Annotated in this window: 27 protein-coding genes and 2 pseudogenes; 24 read left to right on the top strand and 5 right to left on the bottom strand. The window is 49.1% G+C overall.

Annotation, left to right across the window (positions count from 1 at the left end; genetic code table 11):
- Positions 1-175: 175 nt before the first annotated feature.
- The gene (locus K1I37_RS22025; RefSeq protein ID WP_161624328.1) at positions 176-418 is read right to left on the bottom strand and encodes a DUF5348 domain-containing protein; all 243 of its coding nucleotides are present in this window, start codon (positions 416-418) and stop codon (positions 176-178) included.
- Positions 419-504: 86 nt separating this feature from the next.
- On the opposite strand from K1I37_RS22025, the gene tnpA (K1I37_RS19145) reads away from it, so the two are divergent.
- The 5 genes and pseudogenes from tnpA (K1I37_RS19145) (at position 505) to K1I37_RS19125 (ending at position 3,884) form a co-directional block, all read left to right on the top strand.
- Positions 505-831, top strand: a complete 327-nt coding sequence (tnpA, locus tag K1I37_RS19145) for an IS66 family insertion sequence element accessory protein TnpA (RefSeq protein ID WP_021295386.1) — start codon at positions 505-507, stop codon at positions 829-831.
- Between the two features lie 526 nt (positions 832-1,357).
- The gene (locus K1I37_RS19140; RefSeq protein ID WP_242215916.1) at positions 1,358-1,645 is read left to right on the top strand and encodes a transposase; all 288 of its coding nucleotides are present in this window, start codon (positions 1,358-1,360) and stop codon (positions 1,643-1,645) included.
- Positions 1,646-1,656: 11 nt separating this feature from the next.
- Positions 1,657-2,511, top strand: a complete 855-nt coding sequence (locus K1I37_RS19135; protein WP_272496356.1) for an IS3 family transposase — start codon at positions 1,657-1,659, stop codon at positions 2,509-2,511.
- A gap of 80 nt (positions 2,512-2,591) precedes the next feature.
- A pseudogene (gene tnpC, locus K1I37_RS19130) lies at positions 2,592-3,572 on the top strand (IS66 family transposase); the annotation flags it as partial.
- A gap of 165 nt (positions 3,573-3,737) precedes the next feature.
- Positions 3,738-3,884, top strand: coding sequence for a CRISPR-associated endonuclease Cas2 (locus K1I37_RS19125; RefSeq protein WP_242215942.1), 147 nt, complete (start codon positions 3,738-3,740; stop codon positions 3,882-3,884).
- Between the two features lie 62 nt (positions 3,885-3,946).
- Here the strand turns inward: K1I37_RS19125 and K1I37_RS19120 are convergent, their stop codons facing one another.
- From K1I37_RS19120 to K1I37_RS19110, 3 genes are all read right to left on the bottom strand, one after another.
- The gene (locus tag K1I37_RS19120) at positions 3,947-4,495 is read right to left on the bottom strand and encodes a hypothetical protein (protein WP_021295542.1); all 549 of its coding nucleotides are present in this window, start codon (positions 4,493-4,495) and stop codon (positions 3,947-3,949) included.
- Positions 4,496-4,583: 88 nt separating this feature from the next.
- Positions 4,584-4,970, bottom strand: a complete 387-nt coding sequence (locus K1I37_RS19115; RefSeq protein WP_021295541.1) for a hypothetical protein — start codon at positions 4,968-4,970, stop codon at positions 4,584-4,586.
- On the bottom strand, positions 4,967-5,176 hold the full coding sequence (locus tag K1I37_RS19110) for a helix-turn-helix transcriptional regulator (RefSeq protein WP_021295540.1): 210 nt from the start codon (positions 5,174-5,176) through the stop codon (positions 4,967-4,969). The genes K1I37_RS19115 and K1I37_RS19110 overlap by 4 nt, the downstream gene beginning before the upstream one ends.
- 177 nt (positions 5,177-5,353) lie before the next feature.
- On the opposite strand from K1I37_RS19110, the gene K1I37_RS19105 reads away from it, so the two are divergent.
- The 17 genes and pseudogenes from K1I37_RS19105 to K1I37_RS19025 all read left to right on the top strand — a co-directional run bounded on the left by K1I37_RS19105 (position 5,354) and on the right by K1I37_RS19025 (position 20,203).
- Positions 5,354-5,635, top strand: a complete 282-nt coding sequence (locus K1I37_RS19105; RefSeq protein ID WP_021295539.1) for a hypothetical protein — start codon at positions 5,354-5,356, stop codon at positions 5,633-5,635.
- A 303-nt stretch (positions 5,636-5,938) separates the two neighbouring features.
- Positions 5,939-7,165 carry an IS256 family transposase gene (locus K1I37_RS19100; RefSeq protein WP_206920083.1) on the top strand — a complete coding sequence of 409 codons (1,227 nt, stop codon included), beginning with the start codon at positions 5,939-5,941 and terminating at the stop codon, positions 7,163-7,165.
- A 201-nt stretch (positions 7,166-7,366) separates the two neighbouring features.
- Positions 7,367-7,948 (top strand): TetR/AcrR family transcriptional regulator, encoded by a 582-nt coding sequence (locus K1I37_RS19095; protein ID WP_021295035.1) that lies wholly within the window; start codon positions 7,367-7,369, stop codon positions 7,946-7,948.
- Between the two features lie 16 nt (positions 7,949-7,964).
- A complete protein-coding gene (gene paaA, locus K1I37_RS19090; RefSeq protein ID WP_021295034.1) occupies positions 7,965-8,900 on the top strand; it encodes a 1,2-phenylacetyl-CoA epoxidase subunit PaaA in 936 nt (311 codons plus the stop codon).
- 27 nt (positions 8,901-8,927) lie between these two features.
- Complete coding sequence (locus K1I37_RS19085; RefSeq protein WP_021295033.1) at positions 8,928-9,713, top strand: enoyl-CoA hydratase-related protein; 786 nt, start codon at positions 8,928-8,930, stop codon at positions 9,711-9,713.
- Positions 9,714-9,765: 52 nt separating this feature from the next.
- The gene (locus tag K1I37_RS19080) at positions 9,766-10,098 is read left to right on the top strand and encodes a hypothetical protein (RefSeq protein WP_021295032.1); all 333 of its coding nucleotides are present in this window, start codon (positions 9,766-9,768) and stop codon (positions 10,096-10,098) included.
- A gap of 16 nt (positions 10,099-10,114) precedes the next feature.
- On the top strand, positions 10,115-10,882 hold the full coding sequence (gene paaC / locus K1I37_RS19075) for a 1,2-phenylacetyl-CoA epoxidase subunit PaaC (RefSeq protein WP_021295031.1): 768 nt from the start codon (positions 10,115-10,117) through the stop codon (positions 10,880-10,882).
- Between the two features lie 29 nt (positions 10,883-10,911).
- Positions 10,912-11,406 (top strand): 1,2-phenylacetyl-CoA epoxidase subunit PaaD, encoded by a 495-nt coding sequence (paaD, locus tag K1I37_RS19070; protein WP_021295030.1) that lies wholly within the window; start codon positions 10,912-10,914, stop codon positions 11,404-11,406.
- Between the two features lie 31 nt (positions 11,407-11,437).
- Positions 11,438-12,697, top strand: a pseudogene (locus K1I37_RS19065) (phenylacetate--CoA ligase family protein); the annotation flags it as partial.
- A 131-nt stretch (positions 12,698-12,828) separates the two neighbouring features.
- Positions 12,829-13,137 (top strand): EthD family reductase, encoded by a 309-nt coding sequence (locus K1I37_RS19060; protein WP_021295028.1) that lies wholly within the window; start codon positions 12,829-12,831, stop codon positions 13,135-13,137.
- Between the two features lie 12 nt (positions 13,138-13,149).
- Positions 13,150-13,929 (top strand): enoyl-CoA hydratase-related protein, encoded by a 780-nt coding sequence (locus K1I37_RS19055; protein WP_031217793.1) that lies wholly within the window; start codon positions 13,150-13,152, stop codon positions 13,927-13,929.
- Positions 13,930-13,941: 12 nt separating this feature from the next.
- Complete coding sequence (locus tag K1I37_RS19050; RefSeq protein ID WP_021295026.1) at positions 13,942-14,721, top strand: enoyl-CoA hydratase-related protein; 780 nt, start codon at positions 13,942-13,944, stop codon at positions 14,719-14,721.
- A gap of 41 nt (positions 14,722-14,762) precedes the next feature.
- Positions 14,763-15,614 (top strand): 3-hydroxyacyl-CoA dehydrogenase NAD-binding domain-containing protein, encoded by an 852-nt coding sequence (locus tag K1I37_RS19045; protein ID WP_021295025.1) that lies wholly within the window; start codon positions 14,763-14,765, stop codon positions 15,612-15,614.
- Positions 15,604-16,359 (top strand): 3-hydroxyacyl-CoA dehydrogenase family protein, encoded by a 756-nt coding sequence (locus K1I37_RS19040; protein ID WP_021295024.1) that lies wholly within the window; start codon positions 15,604-15,606, stop codon positions 16,357-16,359. The genes K1I37_RS19045 and K1I37_RS19040 overlap by 11 nt, the downstream gene beginning before the upstream one ends.
- A gap of 141 nt (positions 16,360-16,500) precedes the next feature.
- Positions 16,501-17,709: a thiolase family protein gene (locus K1I37_RS19035; RefSeq protein WP_021295023.1), complete on the top strand. Its 1,209-nt coding sequence runs from the start codon at positions 16,501-16,503 to the stop codon at positions 17,707-17,709.
- 31 nt (positions 17,710-17,740) lie between these two features.
- Positions 17,741-19,183: an NAD-dependent succinate-semialdehyde dehydrogenase gene (locus K1I37_RS19030; RefSeq protein WP_021295022.1), complete on the top strand. Its 1,443-nt coding sequence runs from the start codon at positions 17,741-17,743 to the stop codon at positions 19,181-19,183.
- 42 nt (positions 19,184-19,225) lie between these two features.
- Entirely contained in the window at positions 19,226-20,203 is a 978-nt protein-coding gene (locus tag K1I37_RS19025) for an NAD(P)H-dependent flavin oxidoreductase (protein WP_021295021.1), read from the top strand.
- A 177-nt stretch (positions 20,204-20,380) separates the two neighbouring features.
- On the opposite strand, the gene K1I37_RS19020 is transcribed toward K1I37_RS19025, so the two are convergent.
- Positions 20,381-20,944, bottom strand: coding sequence for an IS3 family transposase (locus K1I37_RS19020; RefSeq protein WP_152498709.1), 564 nt, complete (start codon positions 20,942-20,944; stop codon positions 20,381-20,383).
- Between the two features lie 62 nt (positions 20,945-21,006).
- Here K1I37_RS19020 and tnpA (K1I37_RS19015) point away from each other — a divergent pair, with 62 nt between their 5' ends.
- On the top strand, positions 21,007-21,336 hold the full coding sequence (gene tnpA, locus K1I37_RS19015) for an IS66 family insertion sequence element accessory protein TnpA (protein WP_146824972.1): 330 nt from the start codon (positions 21,007-21,009) through the stop codon (positions 21,334-21,336).
- The gene (gene tnpB, locus K1I37_RS19010) at positions 21,330-21,689 is read left to right on the top strand and encodes an IS66 family insertion sequence element accessory protein TnpB (RefSeq protein ID WP_146824971.1); all 360 of its coding nucleotides are present in this window, start codon (positions 21,330-21,332) and stop codon (positions 21,687-21,689) included. Before tnpA (K1I37_RS19015) ends, tnpB begins: the two co-directional genes overlap by 7 nt.
- The last annotated feature ends 22 nt before the right edge of the window (positions 21,690-21,711 follow it).

The raw sequence follows: 21,711 nt of genomic DNA, 5'->3' as shown, positions 1-21,711 counted from the left end.
TTCAGTTTTTCCGTCGCCCATTACTGTGCCCTCTCTTGTTGCCGCTCGAATTATTTGTCGGTGAAATTCCAAGTGTCATTGTCGGTTGGAATCGACGCAGAGATCACACGCACTTTGTCGGTATTTGGAAAAATAAAGGGGCCGCTTTTGGCGACCCCTCTACAAACGTGCTCGTCTAGGTATATATCCACCTTGCAGCGTAGGTTCGGTTGCGCATCAGCACGAATGCGTCACTGCACTGTGCATCGTCACGGAAAATCACATACCATCCCTCGGCACACAACTCAATTCTCGCGCCATAATATCTGTCGCCAACCCGGATTTCAATCGCGTCTCCGCAATGCAAGTCATATTCGACTTTATCATGTGTAAAGTACCATCGGTCCCACAGTGGACTGAATTGTAGATTTCCCTTCATCAGTAAGCGTAAAACGTAACACACCTCGCAAGACTACGCTCTGGGCGGGATAATCTCCTCAAATGAAGCTGAGGAGAGTGAGGCACATGTCAAGAACCGAGCTACGTGAAGAATGGGAGGGTCGCCTCGCCGAGTTTGAGCCTAGTGGGCAAACTGCTACAGCCTGGTGTGCGGAGCAAGGAATCAATATCCATCGTTTCCGCTACTGGTCCAGCAAGCTTCGAGAGAATCGACGAAAGCCTTCAAACGGAGAGGTTCGTTGGCTTTCAGTGGAGATGGAATCAGTCATTAAACCGAGCAGTAACGAAGCGCTCACTGTTCAGGTTGGTCAAGCCAGGATTGAAGTGTCTGAGGGCTTCAACGCCAAACTGTTCATACAGGTCGTTCAGGCTTTGGCAAATGCTCATCCATGAGGCAAATTCAGAGCAACGAGTGTACTTGGCGAGCGGCAGTCCTGGTGTTTTGGCCAATCCATAATGGCCGAAAGTTGACTGAATTGCCTGTCCGGGATTTGACGTATATCATGTCCTTATCCAGGAATGGAAAAGGACGTCTCCTGTTGCGTTGCACTGCCCTAACAGTGCAACGCAACAGGAGACGTCCCCAACCCATATGATAATTCTATCAGATTATCAGCTCGTTGAGCAGTCCCCCCGAGTTTTTTGTTCGGAGTGAGGAATGCATCCCGTGTCCTTGCTGTCAGTGTATACCGCATAATAAAAGTGCAAAAAAACGCAGCGTAAAAATGCAGAGCTAGCCTGCGGTTTTTACAAAGCGGAAAAATGAATGGGCACTTGCAACACCACTCTACTAATTCTACCCTTGGGTTTGTCGAAGACCTTTAGGGTGGTGAGAGAGGATGCTGAAAGTTATACTGGCCCCAGAGTCAACCCAGACAGATGACGTGAGGTAAAATAGACGTAGTGAGGTGTTTGACTCATGCCAGGACGTAAGTGGACTGTGGACGAGAAAATGAACATTGTGTTGGAAGGGATGGTTCCCGGGGCGAATATCAGCGAGGTTTGCCGACAGCATGGTGTGGCCCAAAGTCTGTATTACAAGTGGCGTGACGCATTTCTGACTGGTGGACGAGCAGGGCTTCAGTCAGGTCCTTCTACCCGGGAGCAGGAGTTGGAGAAGCAGTTGCAGGAAGCCATGAGCAAAATTGGCGAGCAGGCTATGGAAATCGATGTGTTGCGAAAAAAATCGAACTGGGGCCGGAAGTAAGCAGCCGTTCCTTGGTTGCTCAGCTCGTCAAGGAAGGGTTTCGGGTCCCAGTGATTGCGAAAGCATTGGAGCTGAATCGAACTTATTGTTATAGCTTGTTAAAGGAGCCTGTGAAGAAGGCGAAAAAAGCGGTTATAGATAAAGACGCCCTATTGAAACAGCGGATTCGCCATCTATGCGAGAGGTTCCCACGATATGGATACCGTAGAATCAAGGTCATGTTGCGTCGTCAATACAGCATGCAGGTAAACCACAAACGAGTACACCGGCTCATGCGGGAAATGGGATTGTTGGTCAAATCCCCACAGCGAGAAGCTTCCCGAAAGAAGCGGTCTGGAAAGATTCCGGTGAGTCAGTCAAACGAACACTTCCAGTGCGATATGACAAAGATTTGGTGTGGTAAGGATGGCTGGGGATATCTATTCGCGGTAATCGATGCGTACGACCGTGAAATTGTGGGGTATTCGTTTTCGCGCTATTGCCGGACAGAGGAATTGCTGCAGGCTGTGGATAACGCATTCAACTACCGATTCCCGAGCGGGGTACTAGGCGCAAACTTAACGCTCAGAACTGACAACGGATGCCAAATGACAAGTCGACGATTCGTACAAGCCATGAAGGACTGCCAGGTGAAACATGAACGGACAGGTTATAACAACCCGGACGCAGATGGCTATATCGAACGTTTCTTCCGTTCGTTGAAGGAGGAAGAAGTTTGGATGCAGGAATACGACAACTTCGCGGAAGCCCAGATCGCAATCAAAACGTATATTGAGTTCTACAACAAAGAGCGCCCGCACTCAGCGTTGGGCTATCGTACACCGCAGGAATTCAGAAAATGGAAGGAATCAAAAGAGGCAGCGTAGACCTGATAATTATCAGAATAGAATGGCGTTATCTCAAAAAATTATGCACATCTGTCTTGACAGGACGGGGTTCAATACGGTATCGGCAGGAACAGCAGTTTACCCGACAGGGCTTAGCCATCTCTCGCCAGACCATGGCAAATTGGGTGGTGGCCGGAGCCACGCGTTGGCTCAGCCCCATATTCGAAAGGCTCCATGAGGAACTACTTACCCAGCGTTACTTACACGCAGATGAGACGACACTGCAAGTGCTGCACGAGCCAGGGCGGGCGGCCGATTCGAAATCATATATGTGGCTGTACCGAAGCGGGCGTGATGGGCCACCAATTGTTCTGTACGACTATCAAGAAACTCGGTCGAAGGAGCATCCGAAGAAGTTTCTTCAAGGGTTCAAGGGGTATCTTCACGTAGATGGATATCCCGGTTACCACGACCTGGAGAACGCCACACTGGTTGGGTGTTGGTCGCATGCCCGTCGCGGCTTCAATGACGCACTGCAGACGCTACCGGCGGCCGAGCAGAAGAAGCCTTCAACCGCAAGGAGCGGGCTTCAATATTGCAACGAGTTATTCAAAATTGAGCGCGGGCTAAAAAACGCCACTGCAGAAGAACGCCGAGCAGGACGGGAAAAGCAAAGTCGACCAGTGCTTGACGCTTTTTCAGCATGGCTTCATGAGCAGAGCGCACTCGTGTTGCCAAAGAGCGCTTTAGGCAAAGCGATTACGTATTGCATCAATCAATGGAGCAAGCTCGTTGTTTTCTTGGAAGACGGGAATCTGGAGTTGGATAACAACCGAAGTGAACGGTCGATTAAACCCTTTGTGATCGGTCGAAAGGCGTGGTTGTTCAGTAATACGCCGCGCGGGGCGAAGGCCAGTGCGATTACCTACAGTTTGGTGGAGACGGCGAAAGAGAATCGCCTCAACCCGTTTGCGTATCTCAGATATCTATTTGAGCAATTGCCCAACATCGACATCAACGATAATGACTCGTTAGATCAGTTCCTACCTTGGTCACCGCGATTGCCTGAGGAAGTACGTGCACCTAAAGGCAAATCATAAAACACGTGATTCCCCGTCTGACATTCAGGCGGGGAATTTTATCGATTGTCATTATTATTGCTACAACCAGCGAAGTCAAGTGTGTGGAGGATTTGACGCTTACCAATCTATCGTATTTCTTCGAGGAGGCGAGTAGCCCAACTCTGTGTGAGCCGTGGCCAGCGTGTGCAGAAATCTGTGTTTGAGTGTCAATTGGATGAACTGCAATACGTGGAATTTATCCGATCCCTTCGCGACCTCGTTCACCCGACGGAAGACAATGTCCGCGTCTATCGCGTACGCGACTTTACCCATAAACACGGCTGTCTCTAGGTAAAGAGGTGGGTATCGACTTTGATGAGCCACTCATTCTCTGACAATGCATGCTTTGCTTCCTATCTTCGCATGATCACGCTTGAAGAAACCAATACGGCTACGCACGCGCCAAATAAGTAGAGTTCAACATAGGATGTCGGTATTTGTTGAATGTGAAAATCGTGTTGTAAGACAAAAGCGACGACCAAAGACACGACTAAAAATGGGAGTGCGCAGGCGCTAATGAAGCGGCTTACACGTTGCTTTACTCGTTCATCGTGAATAGCCACCTCTACACCTTCTTTGTCGCGATTCGCGTTCTCTTGTTTCGCTTGTGTTCCTATAAGATTTCCTATAGAGAGAACGGGACCCAAGAAAATGCTTATCAGAATCTCCTTTACGTTGTGATGAAGAGAAATCAAGCTGAGGCCGTCAATCACGATGGCTTCAATGGCAGTGAACAGCCAACGATATTTCAATCGGAACGCTAAAAAGTAGCCTATTGGCATAACGACAAGGATGAGGATAAACCCGTATTGATGGGCAATGAAGCTTGGTTGCCCAAGAATGACAATGGCGATGATGACCCAGCAAAGCATGGTGTAAAGAGACATCGGTTTTCTGCGCATATCATTTCCTCCAGATGGAATGACGTGAAGAGAAATTCGTGGTGTAAGTTCAACCGGGTGTGTTTTACGAACGGACGGAATTGAAAATTCAGTGTTTCAGTGCCCAATGGAGTCCGATGGAGAGAACGACCATACTGAATAGGAGATATCCAAAAGCTATTGGAATCGAGATCGACGGATAGCCAATCACCATGGCGACCATCATCCCGACAGCAGGAATCGCGAATAGTAAGACAAATATTATGACAAAACCGACCTTGCGGCAGTTTTCCACCGTGCGTTCGTCAACGGTGGGGACCTTCGTTCGGATGGCACGCAGTGTTGAAATGACCTCGGATAGTACGCCGAAGAAAATAGCGATTGCCATTCCTAAAAATAAGCTTGTATTGAATTGATGCGTGTATGCTGAATAAACTGCAAAGCCGATGGCAAATCCGAGAACCAGTACGACTGTATTTTTCCAACCTAAATTCATACGGACTCGTCCTCCACCAATTCAAAAATATCTTCAACCCTCAGATGGAAATATCGACATATTTTTAGTGCTAACTCCAGACTTGGATTGTACTTGCCCAATTCAATGGCGATGACGGTTTGCCGAGTAATCTGCAGTTCCTTTGCGAGCTCAATTTGCGATATGCCTAGTTGATTTCGAAGTTCACGTATTCGATTTTTTACCACATACCGACCTTCTCTTATGTAAAGGTTTATTTACATTCTGCGGATGTGAAGAACTGATGTCAAAGATTGATTACAGTAAATATATGGGCATAACGCGATATAAGCATGGTGTCGGTATGTATGGTACGATGTTGTTTAGGATCACATTTAAAACACGAATGGCGAGGTGAAGTTTAAGTGTGGCGAGTACAAGTGTGGAAAGATAAACACATTGTTGAGGCTGAATTGTGTATAAACGAAGCGCTGGCTAAACAGAAGGAACAGGAATTTAGACAGAAGTTTGATGAAAATACGCATACATTCAAGATTGAAGAAGATAAAAATCGCGGGTGGTGGCATGATTTTCCGGGAACTGGTACTGTGTTTGACGGATCCCCAACAGGCACGCCATACAAGTTAGAACCATCCCCATTGTTAAGCGATAATTATCCCGAGAAGAAGAAAAAATGGAAGAAATGATACGTCGTGGTCAAGAGATGATCAATCAATGCGTTGTTTCTTATTGGGATTGACGGATAAGCCCTACGACAACGGGTGTTGGGATTCTTCACTGATGTACTGTTTACCTTCAAATTCACATCCCCATGATTCAGACAAGTCATAGCACCCAGTGAACCGAATACGACAGATCATTGTCGCCTTGAACGAAGAGCCTGTTAGAGTCTTAGGTAGTGGTGTAAATTCCACGGCTAGATCTTGACGAAAAAGCCATCGAGTGCAATCTACTAAAAGTGTCGAGCAAATAGTAGAGGAGGCACATCGATGGCTTCTACAGACAAGATCGCACTTTTGGAGTTAATTCGCAAGATCGGATTAGAAGATGGTGATGTCGATTTTTTGAAGGAAGGGCTGAGAGTCCTAACCCAGGCGGTGATGGAGGCTGAAGTGAGCTCTTTGATTGGCGCTGAACGGTATGAGCGCAGTGAGAAACGCAGCAATAGCCGTAATGGTTACAGAGAACGGGAATGGGACACCCGTGTCGGAACGATTGATTTGCAGATTCCGAAGCTTCGGAAAGGAAGCTACTTCCCCAGCATGCTAGAGCCTCGGCGGAAAGCTGAGAAGGCGTTGCTGTCCGTTGTTCAAGAGGCGTATGTGCATGGTGTGAGCACCCGCAAGGTGGACGAGTTGGTTGAGTCTATGGGCATTCAAGGAATTAGCAAGAGTGAAGTATCTCGTATCTGCAAAGAGTTAGACGAAGTAGTGCAGGAATTTAAAAACCGCCCACTTGAGGGGACATACCCATATCTATGGTTGGATGCGACATTCCCGAGAGTCCGTGAAGGCGGACGAGTTCAGAGTATGGCATTTGTAATTGCAATTGGCGTGCGAGACACCGGTGAGCGTGAGGTGTTGGGGTTTGACATTGGGACTAGTGAGGACGGCTCGTTTTGGCTGACATTCATCCGAAGTCTGGTTGCGCGTGGGTTGCGTGGTGTACAGCTGGTAATTAGTGATGCTCACGAAGGACTGCGCAGTGCGATTGGCTCTGCGTTGACCGGAGCGACCTGGCAGCGCTGTCGAGTTCATACAATGCGCAACATCCTCAGCCAGGTGCCTAGAGCGTCGCAACCGATGGTCTCGTCTATTGTCCGGACCATATTCGCTCAGCCAACACAGGAAACAGCCAAACAGCAACTGGATGTGGTTGTAGAGCAACTTCGTGGAAAGTTTCCAAAGGCGATGGATGTCTTGGAACGTGCAGAGGAAGACGTGCTAGCGTACATGGCATTCCCAAAGGAACACTGGAAACAGATATGCTCGACAAACCCGCTTGAGCGCTTAAATCGTGAACTCAGGCGACGCTTCGATGTCGTTGGTATCTTCCCGAACCGAGAGTCTGTCATTCGTCTAGGCGGAGCAATCCTCCAGGAACAGAACGATGAATGGATTGTAGCAAGGCGCTACTTTAGCCGAGAGTCAATGGCAAAACTCATGAGCACTCAAGAACCGCAATTACTGGCGCCAACGTCAGTTTTGCATAAATAGCCGACACGAAGTGGTTGCACTCAATTTACACCACTTGACGGGACACTACCAAGAGCCTTCTGACGTATTATTCATTTTTGGCGTCGCCTGTGCTATATGGTGTGAACACGGAATTGGCGAACAATTGACAATTTAATGTCGTGATCATAAGATAAAGATATAACAAGCAAGCGCTTGCATAATCGTTGTGTAGGGGATTTTATGGAGAAGAAATCGGCACAAAGAGAGCAGATTTTGCAGGAGGCCCGTCGTTTATTCAGTCAAAAGGGGTATCACGGCACAAAAATCCGAGATATCGCGAATGCGCGAGGGATACTTTCTGGAAGCTTATACAGTCATATTTCATCCAAAGAAGACTTGCTATTTGAGATTGCGAGCGACGGTGCTGAGGCGTTTGTCACCGCTATTCAGAGTGTCGCAAATAGCTCTATGACCCCAACTGAGAAGGTACGGGCGGGGCTTGCAGCTCACATTCGGGTCATTTCGAACCATTTGGATGTGTCTAGGGTCTTTTTGCACGAGTGGCATGCGCTTTCGGATGAACGCCGCGACATCATACAACAAAAGCGTGATGAGTATGAGATGTATTGGAAAGACATCTTAGAGAGCGGTGTTCAGGCGGGGGAGTTTGTCATTTCGGATCCAAAGTTCGCAAGATTGCTGATCTTGTCCGTAGCAAATTGGGTATATAACTGGTACCAGCCTGATGGTGAACTTACACCAGAGGATATAGCGGATAGGTTTGCCAACGTGATCTTATTTGGGCTGAGGCATTCTGAATGAGAGGTGAATCCGAGCGATGAGTGACGTGCGAATGAAGGAATTTATGGAGAGGATTGAACGGGGTCAAAAGATTGAAGCAACGGACTGGATGCCCGATGAGTATCGACTTCTCTTATTACGGTTGATTCATATGCATGGCGTGAGTGAAATTATGGGGGCCTATCCGGAAAAAGAATGGGTACCCAAGGCACCTACGCTGCGCAGAAAGTTATCTTTGCTCGCAAAGGTTCAGGATGAGATGGGGCATGGTCAATTACTGCTAAGAGTAGCGGAAGACTTAGCAGCGCCCTTGGGTAAAGTTCGGGATGATTTGATTACGGACATTTTTACGGGAAAAATAAAGTTTCACAATGTGTTCCATATGGAAGCGCCTACATGGGCGGACGCTGGAATCATTGGTTGGCTCGTGGACGGTGCGGCCATCATCACACAAACTGCACTGTTGGATTGTTCCTACGGACCTTATGCCCGTGTATTAAAGCGGATATGTGCGGAAGAGAGTTTTCATATGCATCACGGGGAATCCATCATTTTGTCATTGGCGGAGGGGACAGAAGCGCAGCGACAGATGCTCCAAGAAGCCTTGAATCGTTGGTGGAATTCTTTAATGTTTTTCTTTGGTCCCACTGAAGTTTCGGATGCAGCTTCTCGAATGATTTACTATCGCATCCGCTTTAAATCGAATGAAGCGTTGCGCCAAAAATTCTTGAGTCGCTATGTGCCACGCATCCGCACCATCGGCTTAACCGTTCCGGATGCAAATCTCTATTACGACGAGGCTGAACAAAAGTGGCACTATACAGAGCCAGATTGGGAATACTTCTCGAACATTGTTCGAAAGAATCAGGGGCCAAAATCCCAGGAACGCGTACAATTGCGGCGTGAGGCGCACGAGGGGAATCGATGGGTCCGTGATGCGTTGCTTCATTCTCAGGAGAAAGCGGTCATTTAAATCATGAGTCTGGAGAGGGTTCGGGAGATGACCGATGAACAAGTGGTTGTGAAATATGAGGAGGAACACATTGCGTTTGTGAAGTTAAACCGACCGCATGCGCTGAACGCCTTAAACTATGAGTCTTTGTGCGTTTTGGGTGAGCTAGTCAACGAGATTCGCGTGCGTCGGGATCTAAGGGCCGTTGTGTTTTTTGGGGAGGGCAAGGCATTTTGCGCTGGCGCTGATTTAAAAGAGCGGCGAACGCTCTCTCCCGACCAAGTAAGACGCAATGTACTCAAAATAAGAGACGTATTTACGGAAATTGAGAACCTGCCACAGCCAACCATCGCTGTACTTCATGGTTTCGCATTGGGTGGTGGATTTGAGCTTTCACTCGCATGCGATTTGAGATACGCAGCGAAACATACGCAATTCGGTTTAATTGAGACGAGTTTGGCGATTATTCCAGGTGCTGGCGGAACACAACGGTTAACTCGGCTTGTGGGCCCAATGTGGGCGAAGAAGTTGATATTCACAGCTGAACGGATTCAGTCGGATCTTGCGCTGCAACTTGGCATATTGACTGGTGTCGAAGAGGATTTTGAATCCGCTAAAAAGAAAGCGATTACAATCGCGAGGGGAATTGCTGAGAACGGGCCGATTGCTGTTCGACAAGCGAAGTTTGCGATCAATCAAGGACAGAATGTCGATCTCACCACAGGGTTGGAAATCGAGTCACAGGCTTATGAATTGTTGATTCCCACGAAAGATCGCCTGGAAGCGTTAGATGCCTTTGCGGAAAGAAGAAAGCCGGTATTTCTTGGAGAATAGTGTCCAAACGTTTGTCTTTCAAAAGCAACCGCTTGCTTGAGGAGGGGTGAGTATGTCACAGCATTACGTAGCCTTTGAGGTTTTTGTGCAACGGACCCATTTAGATCAACATGAGCATGTTGGAAGCGTCCTAGCACCAACAGCAGACATTGCGTTGCAAACCGCAAGAGAAAATTTTTTGCGTCGCGATCGGGCAGTGAACATTTGGGTTGTTCGGCAAAGCGATATTTACTCGACACCGTATGATGATATGGATTTTTTTGCGCGCGAACTGGATCGCAAATACCGTGAAGTGGGTGGCTATGCAGACAACGCACGACGTTGGAAAGCGTTTAAGGAGCGCGCCATGACGCTTGAGGAAATTATTGAGGATGTAAAAAAGTGATGGGGAGGTAGGATGTGTGAAATCACAAGAGAGCCATCAATCTGCACTTGTCGATTTCCTCTTTCAACTTGCAGATGATGAATTGATGGTTGGTCATCGCAATTCTGAGTGGCTGGGGGTTGCGCCAGATATAGAGGAAGACGTCGCCTTTTCGTCTATTGCACAAGATGAAATCGGTCATGCCACATTCTACTACAATTTATTAGAGGAATTGCACGTTGCTCCATCTGATGCGTTAGCGTTTGAACGCGATACCCGTTCTCGCCGGAATGCCCGTTTGGTCGAGGCCGAAAATGGAGATTGGGCTGCGACCATCACTCGCCATTATTTCTACGATTTGTTTGAACAGGTTCGCTTGTCGGCAATTTTACATTCCAGCTACGAGCCGTTGGCTCTGGGGGCATCTAAGATCATTCGGGAAGAACGCTACCATCGATTGCACATGGAAACCTGGTTCAAACGACTTGCTTATGGTGGAGAGGAATCGAGAGGGAAACTGTTGACCGCAGTGGATGCGATATGGGGTTCTTTAGACGATTTATTTTCGCTTGGGGAATATGCTGTAACGCTTGTAGAGGCGGGGATTATCTCCAAGAATGCAGAGCAATTGCGCGATGAGTGGATTTCATTACTCAAGCCGACATTTGATGAAATTGGCTTTTGCTTACCGCATATCCCGATGATGTCAGATGGAGGGCGCGTTGGAGAGCATACCTTGCCTTTAACAAATCTGTTGGACACGATGAGTGAAGTTTATCGGCTTCAACCAGGGGCGAAATGGTGATTGCCGATTTGTGAAGTGAGGGAGCGGAAATGGAGAAGGATACGCTCTATTCAGATGAAGCGTTAACTTCAGCGTTGATTCGTGCGCTTCATGATGTGAAAGATCCAGAAATTCCTGCGGTGAGCATCAGCGAACTGGGAATGGTCTATAGCGTCAAGGTTGAAAACGGTTACGGAAAGGTTGAGTTGTTGCCGACATTTGTTGGGTGTCCTGCGCTTGAGTTTATTCGCAATCGTGTCTTGTCGAGTGTTCGCGGGCTGGATGGTTTAGTGGGTATTGATGTTGAGTTTGTGATGACGAAGCCATGGTCGTCGGACAGAATCACGCCGGAGGGGATTCGCAAGCTTCGGGAATTCGGCATTGCACCACCGCTTTCGAATGCAAAACATCGTGTTGTCCCACCGTGTCCGTATTGCGGAGCCGCAGATACGGAAATTGAAAATTTATTTGGGCCAACGGCATGTAGAGCAATTTTCTACTGTAAAAACTGTTGTCAACCCTTTGAAGGGATGAAGGTTGTATAGAGATGAGCCCTACACAAGGATAAAGAAGGGAATGATTCACGTGCTCTTCCAACCGGAAATTGAACAGATGGACCGTAAGACGCTGCAAGCTTTGCAATCTGAGAGATTGAAGGAAACCGTTTATCGCGCCTACGAACATGTTCCCTTTTATCGTCGGAAATTTGATGAACTCGGCGTGCGGCCTGAAGACATTCGTGGGATAGAGGATATTTATCGTTTGCCTTTTATGAAGAAAACCGATTTTCGGGAGAATTATCCTTTTGGCTTATTTGCAGTCAACCAAACGGACGTTGTTCGATTACATGGTTCATCCGGGACAAAGGGTAAGCCTACAGTCGTTGGCTATACAAAACGAGATATTGAAAATTGGGCTGAATGTGTTGCAAGAGCCATCGCGACGGCAGGTGGTATTCCGGGTGACATTTTTCACGTGTTGTATGGGTATGGACTTTTTACAGGTGGGCTTGGTTTGCATTATGGCGCAGAACGATTAGGCATGACGGTTGTGCCGGTTTCCGTCGGCAACACGAGTCGTCAAATTACACTGATTGAGGATTTTAAACCACGCGGTGTCGCAGGAACGCCATCCTACCTTTTGAACATTGTTGAAACACTGGAGGCAATGGGGAAAGATCCGCGACAAGTCAGTTTGGAGTACGGAATTCTGGGTGCAGAACCGTGGTCTGAGGAAATGCGAAAGGCCCTGGAAGAAAAGCTCGGGATGAAGGCGCTGGATATTTACGGTCTGTCGGAAGTGATGGGCCCGGGTGTCGGAATCGAGTGTGCAGAGGCACAGGATGGTTTGCATATTGCGGAGGATCATTTCCTGATTGAAATCGTTCATCCACAAACGGGTGAGCCCGTACCCGATGGGGAGTTAGGTGAGGTTGTCTTTACGACGCTTACGAAGGAAGCGCTCCCCGTGATTCGCTATCGCACAGGTGACATGGCCTATATCTATCCAGAAGCTTGTCGTTGTGGGCGAACGCATGTCAGGATGTCGCGGATAAAAGGTCGTCTGGATGACATGCTGATTGTCCGTGGCGTCAACGTATTTCCGTCGGAAATTGAATCGGTTGTGATGAATATTGCTGATCTCTCTCCTTACTATCAAATTGTCGTTGAGCGTCAGGGCACGTTAGATGAGTTGACCCTGTGTGTGGAAGTGAACGAACGATTGGTCAGTATGGCAGGTGAGTTCAACCTGCAACATGAGGCTTTTCGGTCGTTGCATCATCAATTGGGCCATGAGCTTAAAAACACACTGGGAATTGGAACAAAAATAACGCTTTGCGAACCGGGAACGCTGCCTCGAAGTGAGGGGAAGGCCGTGCGCATTGTCGATCACCGTAATCTCTATCACGTTTGATTGATTATCTGGATAAATGAACGACATTCCATTGAAAAGGAAGGGAATCTGATATGGTAAAACTAGTCGCGATGTACAAAATGCCCAAGGATAAGGAAGCATTTGATGCGCATTATGAAAGCGTTCATACGCCTTTGGTGAAGAAAATGCCCGGCTTGCAGAAGGTTGAAGTAACCCGATTTGTTGGAACGCCGATGGGAACCGAACCGGATTACTACCTGATGGCCGAAATGTACTTTTTAAATCACGAGGAACTGAAGAATTCCATGAAGTCACCAGAGGGGCGAGCTGCGGCAAAGGATTTGATGGGCTTCGCCGGATCGATAGTGTCGATGACGATTGGCGAAGTCGTAGGGGAGTAATTGGTGATTAGAATGGGGCGTTCATACAAGTATATCTCTGTAGACGTCGACGGTTTTGTCGCACTCGTCGAGCTTCGGCGCCATCAGGCGCACAATGCGCTGAATCTAGAATTGATGGAGGAATTGGTGGCGGAGCTCGAGCGACTAGATGTGGATGATGATGTGCGCTGTACCGTCCTAACCGGTAGCACGCGTGCTTTCGCCGCTGGTGCTGATATATCGGAGATGGTCGATGCGACGGCGGTAGAAATGAAATTGCGCAATCAGTTTCGCTGTTGGGACAGAATTCGCTGGTTAAGAAAGCCGCTGATTGCGGCAGTCAATGGGTATGCACTTGGTGGTGGCTGCGAGCTGGCGATGGCTTGCGACATCATTGTCGCGGGTGAAAATGCGAAATTTGGGCAACCGGAAGTGAACTTAGGCATCATGCCGGGGGCCGGTGGAACGCAGCGCTTGGTTCGAGCGGTCGGGAAAGCGCGGGCGTTGGAGATCTTGTTAACGGGTGAACCCATCACAGCGGAGGAAGCCTTGCAGTTCGGGCTTATCAATCGGGTGGTTCCAAGCGAGTTATGTGTACAAGAAGCGTTACGCATTGCGCAGGTGATTTCAAGCAAGGCGCCATTGGCTGTTCAATTGATTAAAGAATCTGTGGGAAAAGCCTACGACAGTACGCTTCAAGACGGTATGGAGTACGAGCGCAATTGCTTTTATCTCCTTTGTGGGAGTCAGGATAAAACGGAGGGCATGCGCGCGTTTATGGAAAAACGGCAACCTTTTTTCCAAGGTAGATAGAGGGGATATGACATGGACACCTCAATACGAGTAGAACAGCGTGATGCTGTCGCCGTAATTTCTCTGAATCGGCCAGATAAACTCAATGCATTTACGCCAGACATGCAACGTGCGCTCCAAGACGTGCTGACGGGGGTTGAACGGAACGAAGAAATTCGTGCGGTGGTACTAACTGGTGAGGGTCGAGCATTCTGCGCAGGTCAAGACCTGGAGTCCATTCAGCATCATCCAGACCTAAACTACGGTGAAGTTTTGAAACAGGGATATAACCCCTTGATTTTGAAGCTGACGAAGTTGGAGAAACCGGTCATTGCTGCAATCAACGGCGTTGCGGCTGGAGCGGGTGTCAGCCTGGCTTTAGCCTGTGATTTCAGGATAGCGTCAGAACGTGCCTCATTGATTCAATCTTTCGTAAACATTGGATTGATTCCGGATTCCGGGAGCACATGGCTGCTACCGAGAATTATCGGACTGACGAAAGCGATAGAGTTAATGTTTCTTGGCGAAAAAATATCAGCTGTCGATGCAGCGCGGATTGGGCTCATTCATCGTACCTGCCCACCAGAACAACTGCTGCCGGAGGCAATGGCGTTGGCAGAGCGTCTTGGCAAATTGCCGACGAAAGCGATTGGCATGACGAAGCGGGCTTTATATAAGGGACTTGGCAATACGTTGGAACAGTCGTTGGAATATGAAGCTCAATTACAAGAGCTGGCTGGACGGACAAACGATCATCAGGAAGGATTGCGGGCATTTTTTGAAAAGCGAACGCCGGAATATCAAGGACGCTAGTCGACGCATTTGCGATTTGGTTCGGAAGGAGGTTGGTCTTTGTGCGTAAGGGGACAGTGACTGTTGTCGGTGCCGGAACCATGGGCAATGGCATTGTGGAAGTCTTTGCTGTGGCTGGCTATTTTGTAAAGCTGTTCGATGTGAACGAAGAGGCTAGGGATCATGGCATTCGAGCGATTTTACTGCGCCTTCAAAAACAATTTGAGCGCGGAAGACTTCGTGCGAAACCGCAGGAAATCATGAGTCGTATTCAGGGAATTCCAACGCTGGAGCGGTCGGAAGGCTCAGCTTTGGTGATGGAGGCGGCACTTGAGAGGCTGGATGTCAAACAAGATATTTTCCGTAGTCTCGATAACATCCATTCGCCGACAACCATTTTGGCGACCAATACCTCCTCGATGTCTGTCACAGAGATTGCATCGGTAACCAATCATCCTGAACGCGTGATTGGTATGCACTTTTTTAACCCAGCGCCACGTATGCCCTTAGTAGAAATTGTTCGATCCCGCATGAGCAGCGATGACGCCATATCTACGGCGATGCGTTTGGCGAATGATGTTGGCAAGGTGCCAATTCAAGTCCGTGACACACCGGGGTTCATCGTGAATCGGGTTGCCCGTCCCTTCTATAATGAAGCACTTCGCCTGGTTGGGGATAGGGTCGCGACGATTGAGCAAGTGGATAGGATTATGAGAAGTGCCGGGTTTAAGATGGGACCTTTTGAACTGCAAGATATGATTGGGCTCGACATTAACTTTGCGGCGACGAGTTCCACGTATGAATCCTTTTTTGGCGAACCTAGGTTTCGACCGCATCCCATTCAGCGAACCATGGTCAATTCTGGTATGCTCGGTCGAAAAACCGGGAGGGGGTATTACAGGTATGACGAGTAATATTCTTCTTCTCGGTGACGGAAAGACGGCGGATGATCTCGCGAGATGGCTCCAATCAAAAGGAGATCATGTAACGCAATATCGTGTAAACCACCCGATTGATTTGAATTCGTGTCCGCCTTTTGATGTGATGATCGACGCTCATTTCGATATAAATCGAAAGATGACAGCATGGGCGTCTGTTCGCAATTGTGTAACGGATGATGCGATGGTGTTCACCTCTTGTACTGCCGCGTGTGTCACGCAAGTAGCAGCGCTCATGGATAGGAATCTACTTGTTGCTGGTTTTCATCCCTGGGCAATTGAAACGCTTGATGTCATGGAGCTCTCTCGCCCCCTTCAGGAGGAAAATGATCATAGATGGGGGAGATTGGAGCAATTCTGGGCAGAACGTGGCAAACATGTCGAAGTGGTGGATGACGCACCAGGGCTGGTCTTCCCCAGGATTTTGTCACTGCTTGTCAACGAGGCTTCGTTCGCACTCAGTGAAGGGGTGGCTACGGCACAGGACATCGATAGTGCCATGGTTCTTGGCACGAATTATCCCAAAGGGCCCTTTACTTGGGCTGATGAAATTGGTGTTGATGAGATTTTGGCTGTTCTCGCGAGCTTACACAGAGAATTAGGTGAAGATCGGTATCGACCCTCTTTATATTTGAAAAAGCTCGTATACGCTGGGCGAACTGGAAAATACGCAGGCCGCGGTTTTTACCAGTATGAACAGGAGGTTATGTCGGATGTGTAAGACCTCCTCGCCGATTTCTGATGATACGCGTATGCATCTGCAAAAGTCATTCCTGAAGTGATCAATTTTGGTGGAGCTCCACATGGAAGGGTGGTGAGGACCGTAGTAAGGGGGGCTATAACTCTCTTACCACGGGCGACGATGGCGTGTGAAGCGGTAATTGTAGACGCTGTAAGAACCCCATTTGGCAAATATGGTGGTGCGTTGTCTCGCGTTCGACCAGATGACTTGGCAGCCATCGTGATTCGTTCATTAATCGAGAGAAATCCACTGTTGAATCCCAGTGATATCGAGGATGTCATCTTCGGATGCGCCAATCAGGCTGGTGAGGACAACCGGAACATTGCGAGGATGGCGCTTTTGCTTGCTGGTTTACCTGAAACCGTGGGCGGCGTAACTGTAAACAGGCTTTGCGCCTCTGGCTTGGAAGCGGTGAATCAAGCGGCTGCCGCCATTCGGATGGGCGTTGGGAAGGCATACATTGCCGGTGGCGTGGAGAGTATGTCACGGGCTCCGCTTGTGATGTTAAAGGCTGAGCAGGCATTTCCGCGGGGGAATCCCGAGGTGGCGGACACGACAATTGGATGGCGCTTTGTGAATCCTAAGCTGGCAGCGCTGCATCCGCCCATTAGTATGGGTGAGACTGCAGAGAACGTCGCGGAGCAATACCAAATTTCGCGAGAAGATCAGGATGAATTTGCGCTGGTTAGTCAGCGTAGAGCTGCCGATGCATGGGATAGAGGCATCTTTGAGCGAGAAGTCATTCCCGTCGAAGTGCCGTTAGCGCGCGGGCAGACTCAAATCGTAGAGAGAGATGAGCACATACGACCCAATGTGACGATGGAGAGCCTTGCAAAGTTAAAACCAGTTTTTCGTTCTGGTGGAACGGTGACTGCCGGAAATTCATCTGGGATTAACGATGGCGCCGCAGCGCTGCTCCTCATGGATAAGGATTATGCGGAGTCGTTGGGTTTGCAGCCACTTGCTAGGATTGTTTCATTTGCAGTAGCGGGGGTCAATCCGGATGTCATGGGGCTTGGCCCGATTTACGCGACTCGCAAGCTACTCAACCGCGTTGGGATTTCAATCCATGATGTAGATATTGTCGAAATTAACGAGGCGTTTGCTGCACAATCCTTAGCTTGCATTCGAGAACTCGGGATGGACACAGATAAGGTCAATGTGAACGGTGGCGCGATCGCGTATGGACATCCGCTGGGCGCAAGCGGTGCGCGATTGGTCGGGACGCTGACCTATGAACTCATTCGCCGTCAGGGGCGATACGGACTTGCGTCGTTGTGTATTGGTGTGGGTCAAGGCTTAGCCACGCTTGTGGAAAGGTTGTCGTAGACAAACCAATGTGAAAGGTGGATGTGTCACCATGGCTGAAGTGAAACGCATGTTTGTGAATCATGAATGGATTGAGTCGGAGAGTAAAGAAGTCCTGCGTGTGATAAGTCCTGCAAATGGGGAAGAGGTAGGGGTTGTCACGTTTGGCGATGAGCGTGATGCGGCGAAGGCGATTGCCGCTGCACACGAAGCATATCCAGATTGGTCGACGACCACAGCGCAAAAACGTGCGAAATGCCTCTATCAGCTCTATGAATTGGTGCGCAATCACCGAGACGAGTTGGCGACCATTATCGCTACAGAGATGGGCAAGCCACTACGGGAAGCGAAATGGGAAGTACTTGGTGCTGCGGATAACTTCATGTGGTATGCGGAAGAAGCGAAGCGCGTGTACGGGGAAACCGTTCCGAGTTCTGATCCGAAAAAACGATTGATGGTGATGCGTCAACCGGTTGGCGTCGTTGCGGCGATTACGCCGTGGAACTTCCCTGTGAACATGGTCGCTCGAAAGATTGCACCTGCGTTGGCAGCCGGTTGCACGGTGATTTTGAAACCGGCTGAGAGTACGCCACTGAGTGCTATTCGTCTGTTTGAGTTGATTGAGGAAGCTGGGTTTCCGAAAGGCGTGGCGAACCTGGTCATTGGGGATCCTGAGAAAATCGGCAAGGAATTTCTGGAGAATCCAAATGTCCGAAAGATTGCTTTTACCGGATCGACACGAGTTGGAAAACTTTTAATGGAAGGCGCGGCAAGGCAGGTGAAGCGCGTTAGCCTGGAATTGGGCGGTCATGCCCCGTTCATCGTCTTCGACGATGCCGATTTGGATGCCGCTGTTCAAGGGTTATTTGAAAGTAAATACCGCACGTCGGGGCAGATGTGTATTTGTACGAATCGACTCTTTGTGCACGAGTCAGTTCTACAGGAATTTACTCAAAAACTCATTGAACGTTTAAAACACGCGAAGGTTGGCGACGGACGGGATAAGGCTACGGAAATTGGACCTTTGGTGAATGAGAAAGGCATGAATAAGGTTTTAGAGCATATTGAGGATGCGGTCGCGAAAGGCGCCAAAGTTGTATATGGCGGGCGTCGACTCGTTGAGGGTGAATATGCGAATGGATTCTATATTGAGCCTACGGTGCTTGTGGATGTGACACCGGACATGAAAATTTTACGGGAAGAAACGTTTGGACCGGTTGTTCCCATGATTCCATTTCAAGATGAAGCCTCGGTCTTGCGTATGGCGAATGACTCGACTTATGGATTGGCCGCATATGTTTACACCCGCGATAATAGTCGCTGTTTCCGCATGGCAGAGGGTCTTGAGTACGGTATTGTCGGCGTGAATGACGGCGCACCGACGCAGACGCAGGCACCGTTTGGTGGTTTTAAGGAAAGTGGGATTGGGCGAGAAGGCGGGCGATATGCAATGGATGCCTTTCTTGAAACCAAATTCGTGTCGTTCGGAATTTGATATTCGCCTTGTTCTTTATTTGCTACCAAAGGGGGGATGACCATGTATACCCGACGATTAATCGATACACTGGGTATTCGTTATCCGATTATTCAGGGTGGAATGGGAAACGTCAGTAGCGGCGAGTTATGTGCCGCTGTTTCGGAAGCAGGCGGACTGGGTCAGATTGGTGCTGGAACGCTACCGCTGGATGAAGTTGAAAGGCGTATCGTCGTTGCGAAACAATTGACGCGCAACCCTTTTGGAGTCAATTTGCCTGTCAATATCCATCCTGATCCACAAGGGGTTATCGAGTTAATTCAAACTCATGATGTGCCAGTTGTGAGTCTATCAGCGGGCAACCCAAGCCCTTGGATTCCACGTTTACATCGCATCGGTAAGACGGTGATGGTCACTGTGGCCTCGGAAAAACATGCAGTCAAGGCGGCAGAGGCTGGAGCGGATATATTGGTTGCTGAAGGTGTGGAAGCGGCCGGGAAAAACTCTCCGCTGGAGATTACAACGATGGTATTGGTGCCTTTGGTTGCAAGAGCCGTTCGGGTTCCAGTCGTCGCCGCAGGTGGAATTGCGGACGCAAACGGCCTGGTTGCCGCCCTTGCTTTGGGGGCGAGTGGGGTTCAAATGGGGACCCGTCTGATTGCGACAAAGGAAGCGCTTGTCAATCTGCGATACAAGGAAGCGCTACTACATGCCACAGAAAGCGATACGCTGGTTCTTGGCCGATCCATTGGCCGAATAACCCGCGTGCTTGCCACGCCACGCTCGAAGGAACTCTACGAGAAGGAGCAATGTGGCATGTCGCTGTCTGAATTCGAACAGGCCCTAAGCGAAGATAGTCACGTGAGAGGCGCGTTAGAGGGATTATTCGAAGTGGGACATGTGAATGCAGGGCAAGTGGCCGGTGCAATCAAAGATATTCCCACGATGCAAGAACTGTTTGACCGTATGATCAAGGCGTCGTTTGACATCAATCAGATGATTTCAGACGGCTTGGCTGATTTGAACGTGATGGGGGGGTGAGGTTAGAGTCTTAGGTAGTGGTGTAAATTCCACGATTAAATCTTGATGTAAAAGCCACCGAGTGCAATCTACTACAAGTGTCCAGCAAATAGTAGAGGAGGCACATTGGTATTAAGTCAATAGAACGGACACCCAAACAGAGAATTTGTAAGTTTTAATATTCTGATACGGACCTACTCAGCTTGCTTTAACCTGTTGCGTGTGGAAATATCTTCTTTCATACTCGGCCGGTGATAGAAAGTCGATGGACGCGTGAACACGCTCCCGGTTGTACCAGATTTCGATGTACTCGAAAATCCGTTGTATGGCTTGCTTACGCGTTTTGAACTTTTCGAGATAGACAAGTTCCCGCTTGATGATGCTATGAAACGACTCGATACACGCATTATCAAAGCAGTTTCCTTTGCGACTCATGCTCCCGACCATGTCGTATTCTTGCATCTTGTTCTGGTAGTCATGAGAGGCGTATTGGCTCCCACGGTCTGAATGATGCAACACAGAACCAACGGGACTTTGACGTTTAAAAGCCTGTTCGAGTGCCGCGATGCACAATTCTTTCGTCATTCGTGCGTCGGCACGCCACCCCACGATTTTTCGGCTGTACAAGTCCATTAAACTGGCTAGGTAGACCCATCCTTCATCCGTTGGAATATACGTGATATCCGCCATATACACCTGGTTTGGCCGCTCTGCGACGAACGTCTGGTTCAGCACATTCTCCGTGAGCGTAAAGTAGCGCACACCTCGTAACTACATGAAAATGGCGAGATAATCTCCTCAAATACATCGAGGAGGTTTTTTGTTTGTGCAGAACGGAGTTACGAGATCTGTGGGAGGGACGGATCGCGAGCTTTCGTGCCAGTGGCCAAAGTGCGCCAGTCTGGTGCGACGAGCACGGTGTCAATATTCATACCTTGCGGTATTGGCTGCAGAAGACGAGCACTAGCCACAAGTCGGGACCTAGGTCACCGGTGAAATGGTTGTCCGTCGAGGTTGCCGAGGGCAGTGGTGGCCAGCCAATGTCAGGAGGTAAAATTGCAATTTGTATCGGCGATGCCCGTGTTGAAGTGGAGCCAGGGTGTAATCTCGTCTTTTTACGCGAGGTCGTTCAGACCTTGGCGACATTATGCTGAATGACGCGACATCGGAGCAGAAAGTCTACTTGGCGGGCGGTGTTACGGATATGCGCAAATCCATTGACGGACTCGCCGTACTCGTCAAAGAGGTGTTCGACTTGAATCCGTTCTCGCCCTGTCTTTTCGTCTTCTGCAATCGGCAACGAGACAAGTTAAAGATTCTCCAGTGGGATCACGCCGGATTCTGGCTGCACTACCGTCGCTTAGAGCGCGGTCGTTTTCAGTGGCCAGATGCATCCCAAGAAGGCCCTATCTGTGTCAGCCGTCGAGAACTTCGCTGGTTGCTGGACGGGTTGTCCATCACACAACGTCAAGCACATCCAAAGGTGGTGGCGAAGACGGTCATATGACCGTGAAAAATTGCTTAAGAAT

Origin of the sequence: Alicyclobacillus acidoterrestris, from assembly GCF_022674245.1 — a bacterium.
In the GTDB taxonomy this organism is placed as follows: Bacteria; Bacillota; Bacilli; order Alicyclobacillales; family Alicyclobacillaceae; genus Alicyclobacillus; species Alicyclobacillus acidoterrestris.
Note: the sequence above shows the minus strand (reverse complement) of the source record. Positions and strands in the feature narration are given on the sequence as shown.